This window comes from Sphingobium sp. KCTC 72723, assembly GCF_014280435.1.
GTDB lineage: Bacteria > Pseudomonadota > Alphaproteobacteria > Sphingomonadales > Sphingomonadaceae > Sphingobium.
In genome coordinates this window covers 2,183,812-2,201,244 of the sequence record NZ_CP060388.1, presented here as the reverse complement: position 1 = coordinate 2,201,244, position 17,433 = coordinate 2,183,812, and the positions used below count along the sequence as shown (strand labels likewise).

19 protein-coding genes are annotated in these 17,433 nt (G+C 64.9%); 14 read left to right on the top strand and 5 right to left on the bottom strand.

Annotated features, from left to right (window positions below; genetic code table 11):
• The first annotated feature begins 87 nt into the window (after positions 1 to 87).
• The 8 genes from SPBM01_RS10870 to SPBM01_RS10835 all read left to right on the top strand — a co-directional run bounded on the left by SPBM01_RS10870 (position 88) and on the right by SPBM01_RS10835 (position 7,394).
• Entirely contained in the window at positions 88 to 1,014 is a 927-nt protein-coding gene (locus tag SPBM01_RS10870) for a DnaJ C-terminal domain-containing protein (RefSeq protein ID WP_188065669.1), read from the top strand.
• Positions 1,015 to 1,095: 81 nt separating this feature from the next.
• Positions 1,096 to 1,983, top strand: a complete 888-nt coding sequence (locus SPBM01_RS10865; protein ID WP_262504427.1) for a YihY/virulence factor BrkB family protein — start codon at positions 1,096 to 1,098, stop codon at positions 1,981 to 1,983.
• Positions 1,980 to 2,786: an enoyl-ACP reductase FabI gene (gene fabI, locus SPBM01_RS10860; RefSeq protein WP_188061848.1), complete on the top strand. Its 807-nt coding sequence runs from the start codon at positions 1,980 to 1,982 to the stop codon at positions 2,784 to 2,786. Before SPBM01_RS10865 ends, fabI begins: the two co-directional genes overlap by 4 nt.
• 5 nt (positions 2,787 to 2,791) lie before the next feature.
• The gene (locus SPBM01_RS10855; protein WP_188061847.1) at positions 2,792 to 3,031 is read left to right on the top strand and encodes a DUF4160 domain-containing protein; all 240 of its coding nucleotides are present in this window, start codon (positions 2,792 to 2,794) and stop codon (positions 3,029 to 3,031) included.
• Positions 3,024 to 3,377 carry a DUF2442 domain-containing protein gene (locus SPBM01_RS10850; protein WP_188061846.1) on the top strand — a complete coding sequence of 118 codons (354 nt, stop codon included), beginning with the start codon at positions 3,024 to 3,026 and terminating at the stop codon, positions 3,375 to 3,377. Before SPBM01_RS10855 ends, SPBM01_RS10850 begins: the two co-directional genes overlap by 8 nt.
• Complete coding sequence (gene aroC, locus SPBM01_RS10845; protein ID WP_188061845.1) at positions 3,374 to 4,462, top strand: chorismate synthase; 1,089 nt, start codon at positions 3,374 to 3,376, stop codon at positions 4,460 to 4,462. Before SPBM01_RS10850 ends, aroC begins: the two co-directional genes overlap by 4 nt.
• Positions 4,463 to 4,687: 225 nt before the next feature.
• Entirely contained in the window at positions 4,688 to 6,469 is a 1,782-nt protein-coding gene (locus tag SPBM01_RS10840; RefSeq protein WP_188065668.1) for an SLC13 family permease, read from the top strand.
• 130 nt (positions 6,470 to 6,599) lie between these two features.
• On the top strand, positions 6,600 to 7,394 hold the full coding sequence (locus SPBM01_RS10835) for a PhzF family phenazine biosynthesis protein (RefSeq protein WP_188061844.1): 795 nt from the start codon (positions 6,600 to 6,602) through the stop codon (positions 7,392 to 7,394).
• Between the two features lie 138 nt (positions 7,395 to 7,532).
• Here the strand turns inward: SPBM01_RS10835 and SPBM01_RS10830 are convergent, their stop codons facing one another.
• Positions 7,533 to 8,657, bottom strand: a complete 1,125-nt coding sequence (locus SPBM01_RS10830; RefSeq protein ID WP_188061843.1) for a serine hydrolase domain-containing protein — start codon at positions 8,655 to 8,657, stop codon at positions 7,533 to 7,535.
• 39 nt (positions 8,658 to 8,696) lie between these two features.
• Here SPBM01_RS10830 and SPBM01_RS10825 point away from each other — a divergent pair, with 39 nt between their 5' ends.
• The 3 genes from SPBM01_RS10825 (at position 8,697) to SPBM01_RS10815 (ending at position 11,323) form a co-directional block, all read left to right on the top strand.
• The gene (locus SPBM01_RS10825) at positions 8,697 to 9,017 is read left to right on the top strand and encodes a hypothetical protein (RefSeq protein WP_188061842.1); all 321 of its coding nucleotides are present in this window, start codon (positions 8,697 to 8,699) and stop codon (positions 9,015 to 9,017) included.
• Positions 9,018 to 9,060: 43 nt separating this feature from the next.
• Entirely contained in the window at positions 9,061 to 10,833 is a 1,773-nt protein-coding gene (recQ, locus tag SPBM01_RS10820) for a DNA helicase RecQ (protein ID WP_188061841.1), read from the top strand.
• 61 nt (positions 10,834 to 10,894) lie between these two features.
• The gene (locus SPBM01_RS10815) at positions 10,895 to 11,323 is read left to right on the top strand and encodes a TIGR01244 family sulfur transferase (protein ID WP_188061840.1); all 429 of its coding nucleotides are present in this window, start codon (positions 10,895 to 10,897) and stop codon (positions 11,321 to 11,323) included.
• Between the two features lie 2 nt (positions 11,324 to 11,325).
• Here the strand turns inward: SPBM01_RS10815 and SPBM01_RS10810 are convergent, their stop codons facing one another.
• The 4 genes from SPBM01_RS10810 to SPBM01_RS10795 all read right to left on the bottom strand — a co-directional run bounded on the left by SPBM01_RS10810 (position 11,326) and on the right by SPBM01_RS10795 (position 14,053).
• A complete protein-coding gene (locus tag SPBM01_RS10810) occupies positions 11,326 to 12,030 on the bottom strand; it encodes a hypothetical protein (RefSeq protein WP_262504130.1) in 705 nt (234 codons plus the stop codon).
• A 38-nt stretch (positions 12,031 to 12,068) separates the two neighbouring features.
• On the bottom strand, positions 12,069 to 12,731 hold the full coding sequence (locus tag SPBM01_RS10805; RefSeq protein ID WP_188061839.1) for a hypothetical protein: 663 nt from the start codon (positions 12,729 to 12,731) through the stop codon (positions 12,069 to 12,071).
• Between the two features lie 99 nt (positions 12,732 to 12,830).
• Positions 12,831 to 13,784, bottom strand: coding sequence for a CDF family Co(II)/Ni(II) efflux transporter DmeF (dmeF, locus tag SPBM01_RS10800; protein ID WP_188061838.1), 954 nt, complete (start codon positions 13,782 to 13,784; stop codon positions 12,831 to 12,833).
• Positions 13,781 to 14,053 (bottom strand): metal/formaldehyde-sensitive transcriptional repressor, encoded by a 273-nt coding sequence (locus SPBM01_RS10795; RefSeq protein WP_188061837.1) that lies wholly within the window; start codon positions 14,051 to 14,053, stop codon positions 13,781 to 13,783. Before SPBM01_RS10795 ends, dmeF begins: the two co-directional genes overlap by 4 nt.
• Positions 14,054 to 14,169: 116 nt before the next feature.
• Here SPBM01_RS10795 and crtY point away from each other — a divergent pair, with 116 nt between their 5' ends.
• Genes crtY through SPBM01_RS10780 form a run of 3 tightly spaced genes read left to right on the top strand, consistent with a single transcriptional unit; the run spans position 14,170 to position 17,389 of the window.
• The gene (gene crtY / locus SPBM01_RS10790; RefSeq protein WP_188065479.1) at positions 14,170 to 15,324 is read left to right on the top strand and encodes a lycopene beta-cyclase CrtY; all 1,155 of its coding nucleotides are present in this window, start codon (positions 14,170 to 14,172) and stop codon (positions 15,322 to 15,324) included.
• Positions 15,321 to 16,808, top strand: coding sequence for a phytoene desaturase (locus SPBM01_RS10785; RefSeq protein ID WP_188065478.1), 1,488 nt, complete (start codon positions 15,321 to 15,323; stop codon positions 16,806 to 16,808). The genes crtY and SPBM01_RS10785 overlap by 4 nt, the downstream gene beginning before the upstream one ends.
• Positions 16,808 to 17,389, top strand: coding sequence for a TIGR00730 family Rossman fold protein (locus tag SPBM01_RS10780; protein WP_188065667.1), 582 nt, complete (start codon positions 16,808 to 16,810; stop codon positions 17,387 to 17,389). The genes SPBM01_RS10785 and SPBM01_RS10780 overlap by 1 nt, the downstream gene beginning before the upstream one ends.
• The last annotated feature ends 44 nt before the right edge of the window (positions 17,390 to 17,433 follow it).

Sequence of the window (17,433 nt, the reverse complement as noted above, 5' to 3'; positions counted from 1 at the left end):
ACCGGCAACGCACATCCCTGACTTGAATGTCGGCGCAACCTCGGCCACATAGTCGCGCTATGATGCTTTTGTGCAACAGGTAGAATGATGGCCGATCCCTATTCCATTTTGGGCGTACAACGCAGCGCCAGCGAGGCGGAGATCAAGTCGGCCTATCGCAAGCTGGCCAAGGAACTGCATCCCGACAAGAATCGGGACAACCCCACGGCGGCGGAGAAATTTTCCGCCGTCACTAATGCTTATGACCTGCTGTCGGACAAGGACAAGCGCGCCCGGTTCGACCGGGGCGAGATTGACGGCGATGGCAATCCGGCAGCCCCCTTCGGCTTTGGCGGCGGTGGTCCGGGGGGCTTTCGTGGTCAGCCGGGCGGCGGCGGATTCGATTCCGGCGGCGGCGACTTTGGCGATATTTTCGAAGGCCTGTTCGGCGGCGCGGGTCGCCGCGCGGGCGGTGGCGGCGGCTTTGGCGGTTTTGGACGACAAAGCCCGCCGCAAAAGGGCGCGAACGTCGCTTATCGTCTGGCCGTGCCGTTCGCCGATGCCGCGATCCTCGCGCCCCAGCGGATTACCTTGCAGGATGGCAAGACGATCGACCTGAAACTGCCCGCCGGGGTGGAAAACGGCACGCAGATGCGCCTGTCGGGCAAGGGGCAGCCGGGACCGGGCGGGGCAGGCGACGCCATCGTCACGATCGAGATACGCCCCCATGCCTTCTTCACCCGCGACGGCGACAATGTGCTGCTCGACCTGCCGATCACGCTGGACGAAGCGGTCAAGGGCGGCAAGGTCAAGGTGCCGACCGTCGATGGCGCAGTGATGCTGGGCGTGCCGACGGGGGCGATGTCGGGCAAGACGCTGCGCCTGCGCGGCAAGGGCTTTACCGGCAAGGGCGGCGCACGCGGCGATCAACTGGTGACGCTCCAGATCGACGTGCCTGCCGATGACCCGGCGATTCTTGCGCTGGTCGAAAGCTGGCAGGACAGTCGGCCCGTTCGCGCCCATCTGGGGGTCTGAGGCGTTATCGGGTCGATGCAACCCTCGCCCCAATCCCCCGAACAGCGCCGCCATCGTTTGAAGGCCCATGCCCGCGCCCAGATGGAGCGGGTCCGGCCCACGGCCCGCACGCTCGAAATCGTCCGGCGCGTGCTGGTGGGTGCCTATAGCGACGGCTTCATTCACGCGGGCAATCTGGCCTATCTCTCGCTCATCACCCTGTTCCCCTTCTTCATCGTCGCAGCGGCCGTCGCGTCGGTATTGGGCAGCACGCAGGACGGGCTGAACGCGGTAAATGTGTTTCTGGCCAACATGCCGCGCGGCGTGGCCGAAGTGGTGCGCCAACCGATCATCGACGTGTTGCACGCGCGCACCGGCTCGCTGCTCTGGCTGGGCGCGCTGGTCGGCCTGTGGACCGTGGGCAGCCTGATCGAAACGATCCGCGACATATTGCGCCGCGCCTATGGCACCAAAAGCTCGCGCGGGTTCTGGCATTATCGCCTGGCCGCCATCGGCATCACTCTGGTCAGCGTGCTGGCGGTGATGTTCGCTTTCTCGCTTCAGATCGTGCTGACCGGCGCGGAACAGATCGTCCTGCGCCTATTTCCCTTCGCCGACGATGTCATTCGCATCCTGACGCTGACCAAATTGGTGCCGATGGCGATATTGTGCCTGGCGCTCTGGTCGCTTTATGCCTCGCTCACCCCGTCCGCCTACAAGGACCGGCGCTTTCCCAAATGGCCCGGCGCGCTGGCCACCTCGCTCTGGTGGTATGCCACCACCTGGCTGCTGCCGCCCACGCTTTCGCTGCTGGGCGGCTATGACCGCACCTATGGCAGTCTGGCCGGGGTGATGATCACGCTCATTTTTTTCTTTCTCGTCGGGCTTGGCGTGGTAATTGGCGCCGAATTGAATGCGGCGCTGGCGGAATTCCCGCAAGAGGAACTGGACGCAGCGGCGGTGACCCAAGGGAACGGAACGACGATATGAGCGGCTTGATGGCAGGAAAACGCGGCCTCATCATGGGGTTGGCCAACGACAAGTCGCTGGCCTGGGGCATTGCCAAGTCCCTGCACGAACAGGGCGCGGAACTCGCCTTCGCCTATCAGGGCGAAGCGCTGGCCAAGCGGGTGCGGCCGCTCGCCGAACAAGTCGGCTCCGACTTCCTGATCGACTGCGACGTGACCGACATGGACAAGCTCGACGCAGCCTTCGCGGAAATCGAAGCGCGCTGGGGCGGTCTCGACTTCGTTGTCCACGCGATCGGCTTTTCCGACAAGAATGAACTGCGTGGCCTCTATGTCGACACCAGCCTCGACAACTTCCTGCTGACTATGAACGTATCCGTTTACAGTTTTGTGGCAGTCACCCGCCGCGCCCGCGCGCTGATGCCCAATGGCGGCAGCATCCTGACGCTCAGCTATTATGGCGCGGAAAAGGTCATTCCCCATTATAACGTCATGGGCGTGGCCAAGGCGGCACTGGAAAGCTCCGTCAAATATCTGGCGATGGACCTTGGCCCCGAAAATATCCGCGTCAACGCCATTTCCGCCGGACCGATCAAGACGCTGGCGGCCAGCGGCATCGGCGATTTCCGCTACATCCTTAAATGGAATGAACTGAATTCGCCGCTCCGCCGCAATGTGACGATCGAGGATGTCGGCGGCGCGGGGCTTTACCTGCTGTCGGATCTGGCATCGGGCGTGACCGGCGAAATCCATCATGTCGACGCAGGCTATAACGTCATCGGCATGAAGGCCGAAGACGCGCCGGACATCGCGCTGGACAAATAAGGGACGTGCCGACGGTTCTGCGCGCGGGGCATCTTCGCGTCATGATCTACACCGACGACCATCCGCCGCCCCATGTCCATATATTCGGGAATGGCGAAACCAAAATCGCGCTGATGGGACGGGATGGTCAGCCCGAAGTGGTGCGAATCGTCGGTGCGGACTTGCGTGAGAGTCGACGCGCTTTGCAAATCGTGCGACAAAAGCACGACTATCTGATCGAAAGGTGGAACGGCATTCATGGGTGAATTGACCCAGGCACAGTTTGACGACGCTGTCCGGCGCGGCGAGCATGACCTTGCCATCAAACCGCGCGCGCGCGCAGCCCGCTATGATCGGGATACGGGCCGGATCGTGATCGATCTGGTCAGTGGCGCCACCTTTGCCTTCCCTCCTACATTGGCTCAGGGGCTGGAACATGCCAGCCCGGAACAGCTTGAGGCGGTCGAAATTGCAGGGGCCGGGTTCGGACTACATTGGGCAGCGCTGGATGCCGACCTGACGGTGGAAGGTTTGCTGGCTGGTCGTTTCGGCAGCGCACGCTATATGGCGGAGCGCTTTGGTTCAGATTGGGATAGCGAAGCAGCAGAATGAGCTTCAACACATTCGGTCGCGTCTTTCGCTTCACCACTTGGGGCGAAAGCCATGGTCCCGCGATCGGCGCGGTGGTGGATGGCTGCCCGCCGGGGCTGCCCTTGAACGAAAGCGACATTCAGCCCTGGCTGGACCTGCGCAAACCCGGCACGTCGAAATTCACCACCCAGCGGCGGGAAGCGGACGAAGTGCGCATCCTGTCGGGCGTGTTCGAAGGGCGCACCACCGGCACGCCGATCAGCCTGATGATCGAAAATACCGACCAGCGGTCGAAGGATTATTCCGAAGTCGCCAAAGCCTATCGCCCCGGCCATGCCGACTATGCCTATGACGCCAAATATGGCTTTCGCGACTATCGCGGCGGCGGGCGATCGTCGGCGCGCGAAACGGCCAGCCGGGTCGCGGCGGGGGCAGTGGCGCGGGCCGTGATCGAAGAAGTCGACATCTTCGCCTATGTCAGCGCCATCGGTGGCGACGCGATCGACTATGCCAATTTCGATCCTGCCCAGATCGGCCAGAACCCGTTTTTCTGCCCCGATGCACAAGCTGCCGTCCGCTGGGAAGCGCTGGTCGATGGCGCGCGGCGCGACGGCTCCTCGCTTGGCGCGGTGGTGGAATGTATCGCCAGCGGCGTTCCGGCGGGCTGGGGCGCACCGCTCTATGCCAAGCTGGACAGCGAACTGGCGAGCGCGATGATGAGCATCAACGCAGTCAAGGGCGTGGAAATCGGCGATGGCTTTGCCGCCGCCAGCCTGCGCGGCGAAGATAATGCCGACCCGATGCGCCCCGGTGCGGATGGGCCGACATTTCTGGCCAACCATGCTGGCGGCATAGCAGGCGGCATTTCGACCGGGCAGCCGGTCAAGGTCCGCGTCGCGTTCAAGCCGACCAGCTCCATCCTGATCCCGGTCGAAACCGTCACCCGTGACGGCGCAGCGTCGGACATCATCACCAAGGGGCGGCATGACCCCTGCGTCGGGATTCGCGGCGTGCCGGTGGTCGAAGCGATGATGGCGCTGGTGCTGGCCGACCAGAAACTGCTCCACCGCGCCCAATGCGGTGAAGGACGAGCCGAACCGAAATAAAGCTGCAAGACGGCTCGCTGCGTTTAGGATAGCATCACGTCATCGTCCACTTGATGGGCAAGCGGCAGAGCGTAAGCCATGGGGAGCGTCACCACGCATTGCGCGGATTAACGGTTAAAACGTCCCCTTACCGCCGCGATACGGGCCAGCCATGCAACCATGGCTGGCCCCTTTCGTTTCTCCTCCGGCGGAACATGCGACGACGCGATCCGGGGGGAAGAACAGATGCATTTCATCACCGCATTGCTGGGCATTTATCGCGCGGAAATCGGGCTGATCATATTGGCCGCGATGTTCGTCGCCTTCGTGCGCGAACGCTATTCGCCCACGGTCATCGCGGTGGTCGGGGCGTGCGCCTATGCGCTGCTGGGGATGCTGGACGAAAAAGCGTTGTTCTCCGTCTTTTCCAACGGCGCGCCGCTGACGGTGGGGGCGATGTTCGTGCTGTCGGGCGCGCTCATTCGCACCGGCGTCATCAACCGCGTCGCCGACAAGATCATGGAACGCGCGCAAAAACATCCCCGGCTGGCGCTGGCGGAAGTCATGCTGGGCGCATTCGTGGTGTCGGCGTTTCTCAATAACACGCCGGTCGTCGTGCTGCTGATCCCGATCCTGTTCAAACTGGCACAGGTGACGGGCTACCCCGTCAAGAAATTGCTGATCCCGATGAACGTCCTGGCCGTGCTGGGCGGCTGCCTGACGCTGGTGGGGACATCGACCAACCTGATCGTGTCGGGGATAGCGGCCGAACAGGGCATGGTCCCTTTCGGCATTTTCGACATCACCATTTACGGCGCTGCCGGGGGCGCGGCGGGTATCGTCGCGCTGTTGTGCCTGTCCTTCCTGCTGCCCAGCGATCCCCCCGCGATCAGCGGCGAGGATGGCGGCAATGTGCAGGAATATCTGACCGAACTGGCCGTGCCGCAGGACAGCGACCTGATCGGGCGGGAAATTGGTTCGCTGGGGCTGTTCGGCCGGTCGGTGGTGCTGATCGGGCTGAAGCGCGGTGCGGAAATCCGGCGGCGTGATATTGCGGACGAAGAATTGCGGGCGGGCGACCGGCTGGTCGTGCGGGCCGATGGCACGGCGATCATGACGTTGCGCGAATCCGGCGCGTTCGATCTGGGCATCGCCGCAGACCTGACGACGTCGGCGCAGGACGGCACGGTGATCGAGGCGATGGTCGCGCCCAACCACCCGTCCATTGGTGAACGGTTGCGCGACGTCCCCTTCCTGCAAGACTTGCGGGTGCGGATCATCGGCATCAACCGGTCGCGCCATTTGCCCGGCCCGGCGCTGGCCGAAGCGCGGGTGCGCGGCGCGGACCGGCTGCTGATCGCGGGCGGGGACGACGCGATGCGCTCATTGCGCGACAATCCCCATCTGATCGGCGTGGACATCAGCCGCGCCCGCGCGTTCCGCCGGAACAAGGCGTGGATCGCCATGGTCGCCATGGCGGGCGTAGTGCTGCTGTCGGCGCTGGACGTGATCGGCATCGGGCTGGCCGCGTTCATTGCGGTCGGCCTGATCCTCATCACCCGCTGCATCGACCCGGAAGAAGCATGGGGCGCGATCGACGGCGACGTGCTGATCCTGATCTTCGCGATGCTGGCCGTGGGCCTGGCGCTGGAGCAGGCGGGCAGTGTCGGGCTGATGGTCGGCTGGGTCAAGCCGTTGCTGCAAAGCGCGCCGGCATGGTCGCTGGTGTTCGTCATCTATTTCTTCGCGCTGATCCTGTCCGAACTGCTCAGCAACAATGCCGTCGCGGCGCTGATGACGCCCATCACCATCGCCTTGGCGCACCAATTGGGGGTAGATCCGCGCCCGCTGGTGGTTGCGCTGATGATCGGCGCATCGGCCTGTTTCGCCACCCCGATCGGTTATCAGACCAACGCTCTGGTCTATGCGGCGGGCGACTATCGCTTCGCCGATTTCGTGCGGATCGGCGTGCCGCTCAACATCGTGGTGGGCTTTGCCGTATGCAGCGCGCTGGTGCTGCTGGGGTAGGGGGTGGGCCTGCGCAACGGCGCATATGCTCATCCTAACTCCCCCTGTGCAGGGCCACTCGCCCAAGGTCGGCTCTGTCGCGCGGCAACCGGACGCGGCATCTGAGTAGGCGCGACATAAGGAAATGCCCATGCCCATCCTGCCCTTCACTCAGGTCGATGCCTTTGCCGACGCGCCCTTTACCGGCAATCCCGCTGCCGTGATGCCGCTCGACGCCTGGCTGGACGATGCGACGCTGCAAGCCATCGCGGCGGAAAATAACCTGTCGGAAACTGCCTTCACCGTGGCCACGCCCGATGATCCCGACGCCGACTATGCGCTGCGCTGGTTCACCCCCACGGTAGAGGTGCAATTATGCGGCCACGCCACGCTGGCGAGCGCTCATGTGTTGATGACCGGGGATGCGGTGCGCTTCCGCACCCGCCATGCCGGTATTCTGACCGTGCGCCGCGATGGCGCGGGCTATGCCCTGTCGCTGCCTGCCTGGGATATGGCACCACGCGCGCTGCCGGACTTGGCCGCAGGGCTGGGCGGCGCGCCGGTCGAATCGTACTGGCGCGATGGCGGATATAGCCTGTTCCTGTTCCCCAACGCCGATGCCGTGCGCGCGCTGCGCCCCGATTTCGCGGCGTTGAAGCGGCTGGGCGACGTCATGCTGATCGCCACGGCGGCGGCGGATCATGACAGCGATGTGGACATATGCAGCCGTGTTTTCGTGCCGGGCGGCGGCGTGGATGAAGATCCGGTGACCGGCTCTGCCCATGGCCTGCTCGCCCCCTTCTGGGCGGCGCGGCTGGGCAAGGCGCAATTACGCGCGGAGCAGGCGTCGGCGCGGGGCGGGCAGCTGGGCTGCACGCTGGACGGCGACCGGGTGATCCTGACCGGGGCGTGCCGGACTATGATCGAGGGGAAGTTCTTTATTTAGTGCGCCTTCGGCGAGTCCGCACCGGCCCACACCCCCACCCGACCGCCCACTAAGCATATCCTGAATGGGCGGTCGGGTGGGGGGGTGGGCCGGTGTGGCAACCGCAATGCGCGCCTTCACGCATTGCGAAACAGACTCCTAACCCGGAAACATGCCGATCAACCGGGCCAGCGCGGTCTTGACGGCGGTGCGCTGGTCCTTGTCGGGCGACATGCCGATCCGCACCACGGTCAATCGCTGCGAAGGCGAAACCAGTATATATTGGCCATTATGCCCGACGCAGCCGAACAGGCTTTCGGGCGCTTCGCCGGGCATCAGCGCGCTTTCATCGCTCGCGCGGTTGAGCCAGAGATGCGCGCCATAGGCAGGGTTGCGGTGCGACGGCGTGCGCATGAAATCGACCCATTTTTCGGGCAATATCTGATGCCCGCCCGGCCCGCGTCCCTGCCGTCGCAGCAATTCGCCAAAGCGGCCATAATCGCGCGCGGTCATGTGCAGGAAGCTGCCGCCGATCATCGTGCCGTTGGCGTCATATTCCGGCGTCAGGCTGGGCAGCTTGCCCGGCGCCTTCAACCGTCCGTCGATGAACGCCTGCATCGCGCGCCGCCGCACGTCGGGATCGGCGCTGGCCGTCAGCATCCGCGTCATCAGGTCGGACAGGATGATGCTGCTGCCCGAACTGTAGGAAAAGGCGCGACCGGGCGTATTGGCCAGCGGCTTGGCTTCGGCAAAGGCGCGCATGTCCTGCGCCCCGTCGGTGAACAGCATCCGCACCGTGTCGCCACTCGGCTGCGGTTCGCCATCCTCGACATGGTCCAGCCCCGACGTCATCTGAAGCAATTGCCGCAGCGTGATGCGCCCGCGCGGATCGCCCGGCTGGTTCCATGCCGCGACCGGCACCGGCGCGTCGATCGCCAGCCGCCCGTCCGCGACCATCAGGCCGACCAGAACCGCCGTCACGCTCTTGGCGATCGACCAGGACATCAGCTTGGTATCGGGACCAAAGCCGGGGGCATAGCGTTCCGCGATAATATCCCCGTCGCGCATGACCAGCAGCGCGCGGGTCTCCCCCATGTCGCCATCCTCGAACAACGGGTCGATCGCACCGCGCAAGGCCGCTTCGTCCACCACCGCGTCGCTGGCGACGGTATAAACCGGCGCGGGATCGGCGGCATCGCCTGCCCACGCCGCCGCCCCGGCGACCGTTATGGCCATGCCCAGCGCCATGCCAAGGCGCTTTACGCTTTTGCGATCCATCTTCATACAGCCCGCCCTTAGCCTATGCACAAGCGAGTCGGGAATATGTCGCGCCGCCGGACGATCATTTATCTGGCCTGCGCCATTGCCATGCTGCTGCTGGGGCTGCTGGTCTGGCATTGGAGCGCCCTGCGCGACCGGGCGCAACTGGGCGCGGCATTCGGCGCGCGCGTGACCTGTTCGTGCCGCTATGTCGAAGGCCGGGCGATGGGCAGTTGTCAGGATGACAAGGAACCGGGCATGGGAATCGTGTCGCTGACCGACCGGCCCGAAGACCGGGCGGTGGATGCCAGCGTGCCGTTGATGGCGACACGCACGGCGCGCTACCGGCCCGGCTGGGGATGCCTGCTCGACCCGGCGCAGTAGCGCGCACTAGCCCTTGCCCGCACCAGTCGCTACAGCGCCGCTGATGCGGCCCGACATTCCCACGCTCCTCCACGACATATTCGGTTTCACCGCCTTTCGCGGGGTGCAGGAACAGGTGGTGGGTCGCGTCATGGCGGGTCAACCGACGTTGGCGATCATGCCGACCGGCGCGGGCAAGTCGCTCTGCTATCAATTGCCCTCCGCCGCGTTCGACGGCTGCTGCGTGGTCGTCTCGCCACTGATCGCGCTGATGCACGACCAGTTGCGCGCCGCCAACGCCGTGGGCCTGCGCGCCGCCAGCCTGACCAGCGTGGACGCCGACTGGCGCGAGACGCAGGATCGCCTGCGCAATGGCGATCTCGACCTGCTTTACGTTGCACCCGAACGCGCCAGTCAGGAGGGGTTTCGAAGCCTGCTCCGGTCCGCCAAGGTTGCGCTGTTCGCGATCGATGAAGCCCATTGCGTGTCCGAATGGGGGCATGATTTCCGCCCCGATTACCGACTTTTACGCCCGCTGCTGGACGAATTTCCCGATGTTCCGCGCCTGGCCCTGACCGCCACGGCGGATGCGCACACGCGCGAGGATATTCTCGTTCAACTGGGCATCCCGCGCGATGGCCTCATCATCTCCGGCTTCGACCGGCCCAATATCCGCTACGCGGTCCACCCGCGCGACGGGCTGACGCGGCAACTGGCCGATCTGGTGGCGGCCAATCCTGGTCCCGGCATCGTCTATGCCCAAACCCGCGCCGCGACGGAGAAGCTGGCCGAAACATTGGGCAAGGGCGGCCGCGCCGTGCGTGCCTATCATGCGGGCCTCAACCCCGCAGTGCGCGCCCGCAACCAGTCCGCCTTCATCGCCAGCGAAGATATGGTGATGGTCGCCACCGTCGCGTTCGGCATGGGCATCGACAAGCCCGACGTGCGCTTCGTGGCGCACGCAGGCCTGCCCAAGTCGATCGAGGGCTATTATCAGGAATCGGGCCGTGCGGGCCGCGATGGCGAACCGGCGGTCGCGCATCTGTTCTGGGGCGCGGAGGATTTCGCCCGCGCGCGCCAGCGGATCATGGAACTGGACCAGAGCCGCCAGCAGGGTGAGCGCACCCGCATCGCGGCGCTGGGCGCGCTGGTGGAAACCGCGACGTGCCGCCGGGCGATATTGCTGCGTCATTTCGGCGAATCGCCCCCTGCCACCTGCGGCAATTGCGACAATTGCCTCTCGCCTCCGGCCAGCGTCGATGCGACCGAAACCGCGCGCAAATATCTGTCCGCCGTCTATCGCACCGGCCAGAGCTTCGGGTCCGGCCATATCGAAGCGGTGCTGACCGGCGGCGTCACTGACAAATTGCGCGAGCGCGGCCATGACAAGATTTCGGTCTATGGCATCGTTTCTGGGGACGAAACCGCGCTGCTGCGCCCGGTGTCGCGTGCGCTGCTGGTGCGCGACGCGCTGGAAACGACCGAGCATGGCGGGCTGATGCTCGGCCCCAACGCCCGGCCGATCCTGCGCGGGGAAGAGGAAGTGCGCATCCTGGTGCCGCCCAAGCGCGAGCGCCGGTCCCGCAATGCCCGCAACGGGGCGGATGCCAACCCGGTCGGCGATCCGCTGTTCGACGCGCTGCGGGCCTGTCGCCGCGAACTGGCGCAGGAAGCAGGCGTGCCGCCCTATGTCATCTTCCATGATTCCACCCTGCGCGAAATGGCCGACCAGCGCCCGACCAGCATTCGCGCCATGGGGACGATCAGCGGCGTGGGGCAGAAGAAGCTGGACGCCTGGGGCGACGCTTTCCTGGCGGCGATCCGGCCGTTTCTGTGACGCGATAAACTTGAAACCATCGCCTTCCCGGCGCATGGGAAGGGCAAAGGAGACGCATTCCATGTTCCGCAAGCTGACCGACCGCATCCTCGTTTCGCCCCAGATCACGCTGGATCAGGTGGCGCAGGCCAAGGCGGATGGGGTGACGATCATCGTCAACAACCGCCCCGATGACGAGGAACCGGGGCAGGTCAATGGCGCGGAGATAGAGGCGGCGGCCAAGGCGGCGGGCATCGCCTATGTCGCGGTGCCAGTGGGACATGGCGGCTTTGCGCCTTGGCAACTCGATGGCATGGCCGGCGCGCTGGATCAGGCAGGGGCAGGCAAGATACTGGCCTATTGCCGGTCCGGCACGCGCAGCACGCTGCTATGGGCGCTGACCCGCGCGCGGGCGGGCGACAATGCCGACGTGCTGGCGGCGCAGGCCGCAGCGGCAGGCTATGACATCACGCCGGTGCGCCAGATCATGGACGCGCTCAAGGGGGAGTGAGCCTACTGCTCCTCGCAACGCCCGGTAAATTCGGTCGCTGCGCGGACGCGGATGATGCGGGTGCGGCGGTTATAATCGAACCGGGGTTTGTTCATCCCGTTCATGCGGTAACTGCCGCTGATCCGGTCCGGCGTCATCATCAGGTCCGCTATTGGCCACCATCCGTCCGATCCGCCCGAATGGATCGGTGACACCAGCTTGCCGGAGGGGTGGATGCGGCCGACCCCGCCGGAAATGTCGATTTCCAGATCGGACGAAAAGCCTTCGCGGCCCAGCGTGGTGCCGAATTCCGGCTCGAACTTGCGCGATTTGGAATTGTAGCGATAGCCCGAATTGCTCTGCGCCGCAGGGCCGCTGCCCGAACCGATGCAGACCAGTGAAATGGCGTCACGCTGCGCGGAGGGGCGGGCCGGTGCCTGCGGGACAGCCGCATTGCAATTGGCCGCCGGGATGGCGCCGATCGCCGCATAGCGGCCATCGGTCGTGGTCACGGAAATACATTGCCGCTGCCGGTCGCTCCACCAGAAGGACCATTTGCTGTCCCGCACCACATTGGGCGTGACGAAGCGATAGCCCCGCGCTTCCAGCTGGGTTTCGCCACCCGCTGCCCTTGCGCCGATCAGATCGCTCACATCCGGCGGCGTTTGCGCCATCGCGCTGGCGGACGATAGCGCGAGCATGGCCACAGTCATCGACATTATACGCATGGGCATTTCCTCGAATGGGCTGGGGGTGGACGGCAGGTCTATCGCGTGAAGAGAAATCCGACGATAAGAAGCAGGGTAAATCCTTCGACAAGGGTCAGCAACACCGCGCCGAGCGCCGGAAGATAGCCGGTTTCCAGCTTCATGGCGAACCAGCGTGTCTCCACGATGACATAGTTGAGGGTGCTGGCGCCGATGAGAATCGGGCTGGCGACAGCGGCGGCAGGATAGGCGACGTTGGCCAGGCTGACGCCCAGGCCAAGCCCCAGCGCGAAGATCGCCGTGGGATAGCATTGGGCGTAGAAAGGCGCGCGGAGCGATGTGCGATCTATCGCCAGACCGCTTTTGCGCACCATCCGGGTGGCCGCGAACAGTGCAAAGGACGCAAAGACCACCAGCCGTAGAATGAGGGCGCTGGCTTCGTCGTCCACCAGCCCCGCCAGCCCGTGCCGGTTGGCGACGATCCGGTCGATCTGCCCCAGCGCCATGGAAAAAGCATGGGCGATCAGCAGGGCGATGGCCAGGAACAGCGGCGGGCTGAGCGCTGCGGCAAATTGTTCGTTTTCAGGCCGCGCGAGCTGTTCGTCGGCATAGTCCATCATGGCGAATGGATACCTGACGCAACGCCATAGCGTCAGCGGGAAGAATAGCAGCCAACTCATGACTTCGTACAGAAGCTCGTCGAGCGAGTTGATCCATTTCATGAAATCCATGGCGCATCATCGACCAAAGCGGAGGCGATGCGCAATGGTGCTGCGCTTGGAAAATCGGAAAGAGTAGAGGGGATTTGGCCGCGTCGGCGATCATCCCTCGACCGTCACATGCTCCATCCGGGGCAGGGCGCGCACTTTCGCGCGCACCTGCGCCACGTCTGCGCCTGCGTTCAGGCTAACGATCGCGGCATGGGCGTGGGGACCGATGCGCCAGACGTGAAGGTCGTGGATGGTCGCGCCCTGCGCCTCCACCACGGCGCGAACCCTGGTCATCAGCGCAGGTTCTGCGGTGTCGAGCAGGATGGCAGCGGTATCCTGCATCAATCCCCAGGCCCAGCGGGCAATGACGACCGCGCCCAATATCCCCACCATAGGGTCCATCCACCACCAGCCGAGATACCGCCCGGCCAGCAACGCCGCGATCGCCAGCACCGACGTCAGCGCGTCGGTCAGCACATGAACATAGGCGGCGCGCAGATTATTGTCGGCGTGACCGTGGTCATGATCGCCATGCCCGTGATCGTGGCTATGGTCGTGACCCAGCAGCAGCGCGCTGACGATATTGATGACAAGGCCCACTATCGCCACCAGCGTCGCTTCGCCGAACGCGACCTGGACCGGCTGGAAAAAGCGCATCCCCGATTCGATCGCAATGAACAGCGCCATCACCCCCAGCAGCAGCGCAGAGGCGAAACCCGACAGGTCGCCGACCTTGCCGGTGCCGAACGTATAGCGCGGGTTGCGGGCATGACGCCGGGCATAGCTATATGCCGCCGCCGCCACCGCCAGCGCACCGGCATGAGTCGCCATGTGAAATCCATCGGCCAGCAGCGCCATCGACCCGGTGGTCCAGCCCGCCACGATTTCCACCACCATCGTCGCCGCCGTCAGCCAAACGACCCACAGCGTGCGCTTGGCATTCTGATCATGCCCGGCGGACAGATAGATATGGTCGAAATAATGGCTGTCCTCGCCCTCCATGCTGGTCGGCGCAGGAGTGTGGTCATGCCCACAGCCATGATCATGATCGTCGTGCATCGTCATTTCCCGTAGCGGCGGATCAGCGCCAGCATTTCTTCGGTCGCGGCGGCGCGCTCCGCATCGGTCAGTCCGGGGCGGGCGACATGTTCGCGCATATGCTGCTCGATCAGTTCCTCCATCAGGCTGCCGACCGCGCCGCGCACCGATGCGACCAGTTGCAGCGTTTCGGAGCAACCCGCATCGCCCGCCAACTGGCGATCGACGGCAGCGACCTGCCCCGCGATCCGGCGCACGCGCGCCAGCAACTTTTCCCGATCGGCAATAATGTGCATAGGATACCCCCCTATCCTATATTCGGAAACTGGGCAAGATGTGATGCCCCAAAAGCCATGTCCTGGCTGCACGTCCTGCATGGCCATCGCGGGCGCTCTGCCCTAACAGGGGCGTGATGACGAACCCTATGGACTGCGATCTGGCAATAGTGGGTGGCGGCCTGGCGGGCAGCCTGATCGCGCTCGCCTTTGCCGCGCGGCGCCCGGAAATGCGGGTCTTGCTGATCGAGCGGGACGGCGCGATCGGCGGCAATCACATCTGGTCCTTCTTCGATGGCGACGTTGCGCCGGACGACCGCTGGCTGGTCGATCCGCTCGTCACCCACCGCTGGGGTCAGGGGCATGAGGTGCGCTTTCCGGGGCAAAGGCGGCGGCTGGACACGCCCTATAACAGCGTGACGTCATCGCGTCTGGCTGTCCATGTCGCTGTCGCTTTAGGGGACGCCGTGCTGACCGATGCCGATGTGGTCAGCCTGTCGCCGACCGGCGTGACGCTGGCTGACGGGCGAACGATACAGGCGCGGGCGGTTATCGACGCGCGGGGGGCGGGCGACCTGTCGGCGCTGCATTGCGGGTGGCAGAAATTCGTCGGCCACGCCGTGACGCTCGATGCGCCGCACGGGGTCGACCGTCCGGTCATCATGGACGCGACCGTGGACCAGATCGACGGCTATCGCTTCGTCTATCTGCTGCCCTGGGGTGATCGCACCATCTTTGTCGAGGACACTTATTATAGCGATACGCCCGACCTGAACGTGTCGGCCATCGACGCGCGGATCGCGGCCTATGCGCGGGCGCAGGGGTGGCAGGGCGCGCAGGTCGTCCACCGCGAACAGGGCGTGCTGCCGGTGGTCCATGGCGGCGATTTCGACCATTACTGGCCCGCTGCCGATCCTGTAGCGCGGGCCGGGGTGCGGGCGGGGCTTTTTCAGCCGATGACCGGATATTCGCTGCCCGACGCGGTGCGATTCGCACGCTGGCTGGTCGACCAGCCGCTCGACACGCTGCCCGCCGCGACCCGCGCCTATGCCGCGCGCCACTGGCGGCGGGGCGGCTATTACCGGCTGCTCGGCAAGATGCTGTTCGGGGCCGCCGCGCCCGACCGGCGCTGGCGCATCTTCGCGCGCTTCTATCGCCTTAAAGCCCCGCTGATCCAGCGTTTCTACGCTGGACGCTCCACCCTGACCGACCGCATCCGCATCTTGTGCGGACGCCCCCCCGTGCCCATAAGGGATGCCATGCGAACATTGTTGAAGCCGCCCGCTCGATGAACAGGACAGCGATCGTCATCGGCGCGGGCTTTGGTGGCCTGGCGCTGGCCATCCGCCTGCAATCGGCCGGAATCGACACCACGCTGGTCGAGGCGCGCGATCGCCCCGGCGGGCGCGCCTATATGTGGCAGAAGGACGGCTTCACGTTCGACGCCGGACCGACGGTCATCACCGACCCCGATTGCCTGTCCGAACTGTGGCGGCTGACCGGGCATGACATGGCGCAGGACGTCACGTTGATGCCGGTCAGTCCCTTCTATCGCCTCAACTGGCGCGACGGCACCAATTTCGATTACAGCAACGACGAAGTCGCCCTGCGCGCCGAAATCGCCAAGCTCGATCCAGGCGATGTCGCGGGTTACGACCGCTTCTGCGACTATGCCGCCGGCGTGTTCGAAGAAGGGTATCGGAAACTGGGTGCAGTCGCCTTCCTCGACTTCGCCTCGATGATAAAGGCGGCTCCGGCGCTCGCCAAATATCAGGCCTGGCGGTCGGTCTATTCGATCGTGTCCTCCTACGTCAAAAGCGAGAAGCTGCGCGAGGCGCTGTCGTTCCACACTCTGCTGGTGGGCGGCAATCCGATGAAGACCAGTGCCATCTATGCCCTGATCCACAAGCTGGAAAAGGATGGCGGCGTATGGTTCGCCAAGGGCGGCACCAACAAGCTGGTCGAGGGGATGGCCACCCATTTCGAGCGGATCGGCGGCACGTTGCGGCTGGGCGATGCGGTCACGCGCATCGAAACCCATGGCGACCGGGTCACCGCCGTCCACACCGCGTCGGGATGGCGCGGGGAGGCGGACGCCGTTGCCAGCAATGCCGACCTGATGCACAGCTATCGCGATTTGCTCGGCCAGCATCCGCGTGGGCAAAAGCAGGGCGAGAAGCTGGCCAACAAGCGCTGGTCGCCCAGCCTGTTCGTGCTGCATTTCGGTATCAAAGGCAGCTGGCCGGGCATCCCGCACCATATGATCCTGTTCGGGCCGCGTTACGAAGGACTGCTGACCGACATTTACGATCATGGCGTGCTGCCGGAGGATTTCTCGCTCTATCTGCATCACCCGACCGTGACCGATCCGTCGATGGCGCCCGAAGGCCATTCGACCTTCTATGCGCTCGCCCCGGTGCCGCACATGGGCAAGCTGCCGATCGACTGGGACCAGTTCGGCCCGGCCTATGCCGAACGGATATTGGATGAGATTCAGCATCGGCTGATCCCTGACATCCGGTCGCGCATCGTGACGCAATTCCATTATGCGCCGTCCGATTTCGGCCGCGATCTCAACGCGCATATGGGCAGCGCCTTCAGCCTGGAGCCGCTGCTGACCCAAAGCGCCTGGTTCCGCGCGCATAATCGCGACGATGTCATCCCCAACCTCTATCTGGTAGGGGCAGGCGCGCACCCCGGCGCGGGCATCCCCGGCGTGGTGGGCAGCGCGAAGGCGACGGCGGCGCTGATGGTGGACGATCTGGGCAGGATATGATGAAGAGACTGGCGGTATATTGTGGTTCGGCGACCCCGGCGGACCTGACCTATGTGGACGCGGCGCGGCATGTCGGCCGCACGCTGGCGGAACGCGGCATCGGCGTTGTTTATGGCGGGGGACGGCTCGGCCTGATGGGCGCGGTGGCGGACGCGGCGCTGGATGCGGGCGGCGAGGTGATCGGCGTGATCCCTGACGCACTTGTTGGCGCGGAAGTGGCGCATCGTGGTTGCACGCAGCTGCACGTCGTTCAGACCATGCACCAGCGCAAGCAGATGTTCACGGACCTGTCCGACGGTTTCGTCACTCTGCCCGGCGGCGTCGGGACGATGGACGAATTGTGGGAAGCGATCAGCTGGGCGCAGCTGGGCTATCATCAAAAGCCGGTAGGGCTGCTGAACGTCGCGGGCTTCTATGACCAGCTGATCGGCTTCAACCGGCAGATGGTGGAGTCGGGGTTCATTCGGGCGCAACATGCTGGCATATTGATCCATGCCGACAGCATCGAGGCGCTGGTCGACGACATGGCCGTTTATCAGCCGCACGAAACGATCTTTGCGATGAAGGCCGACCGACTTTGATCTTCTACCCCTCCCGCTTGCGGGAGGGGCCGGGGGAGGGCATG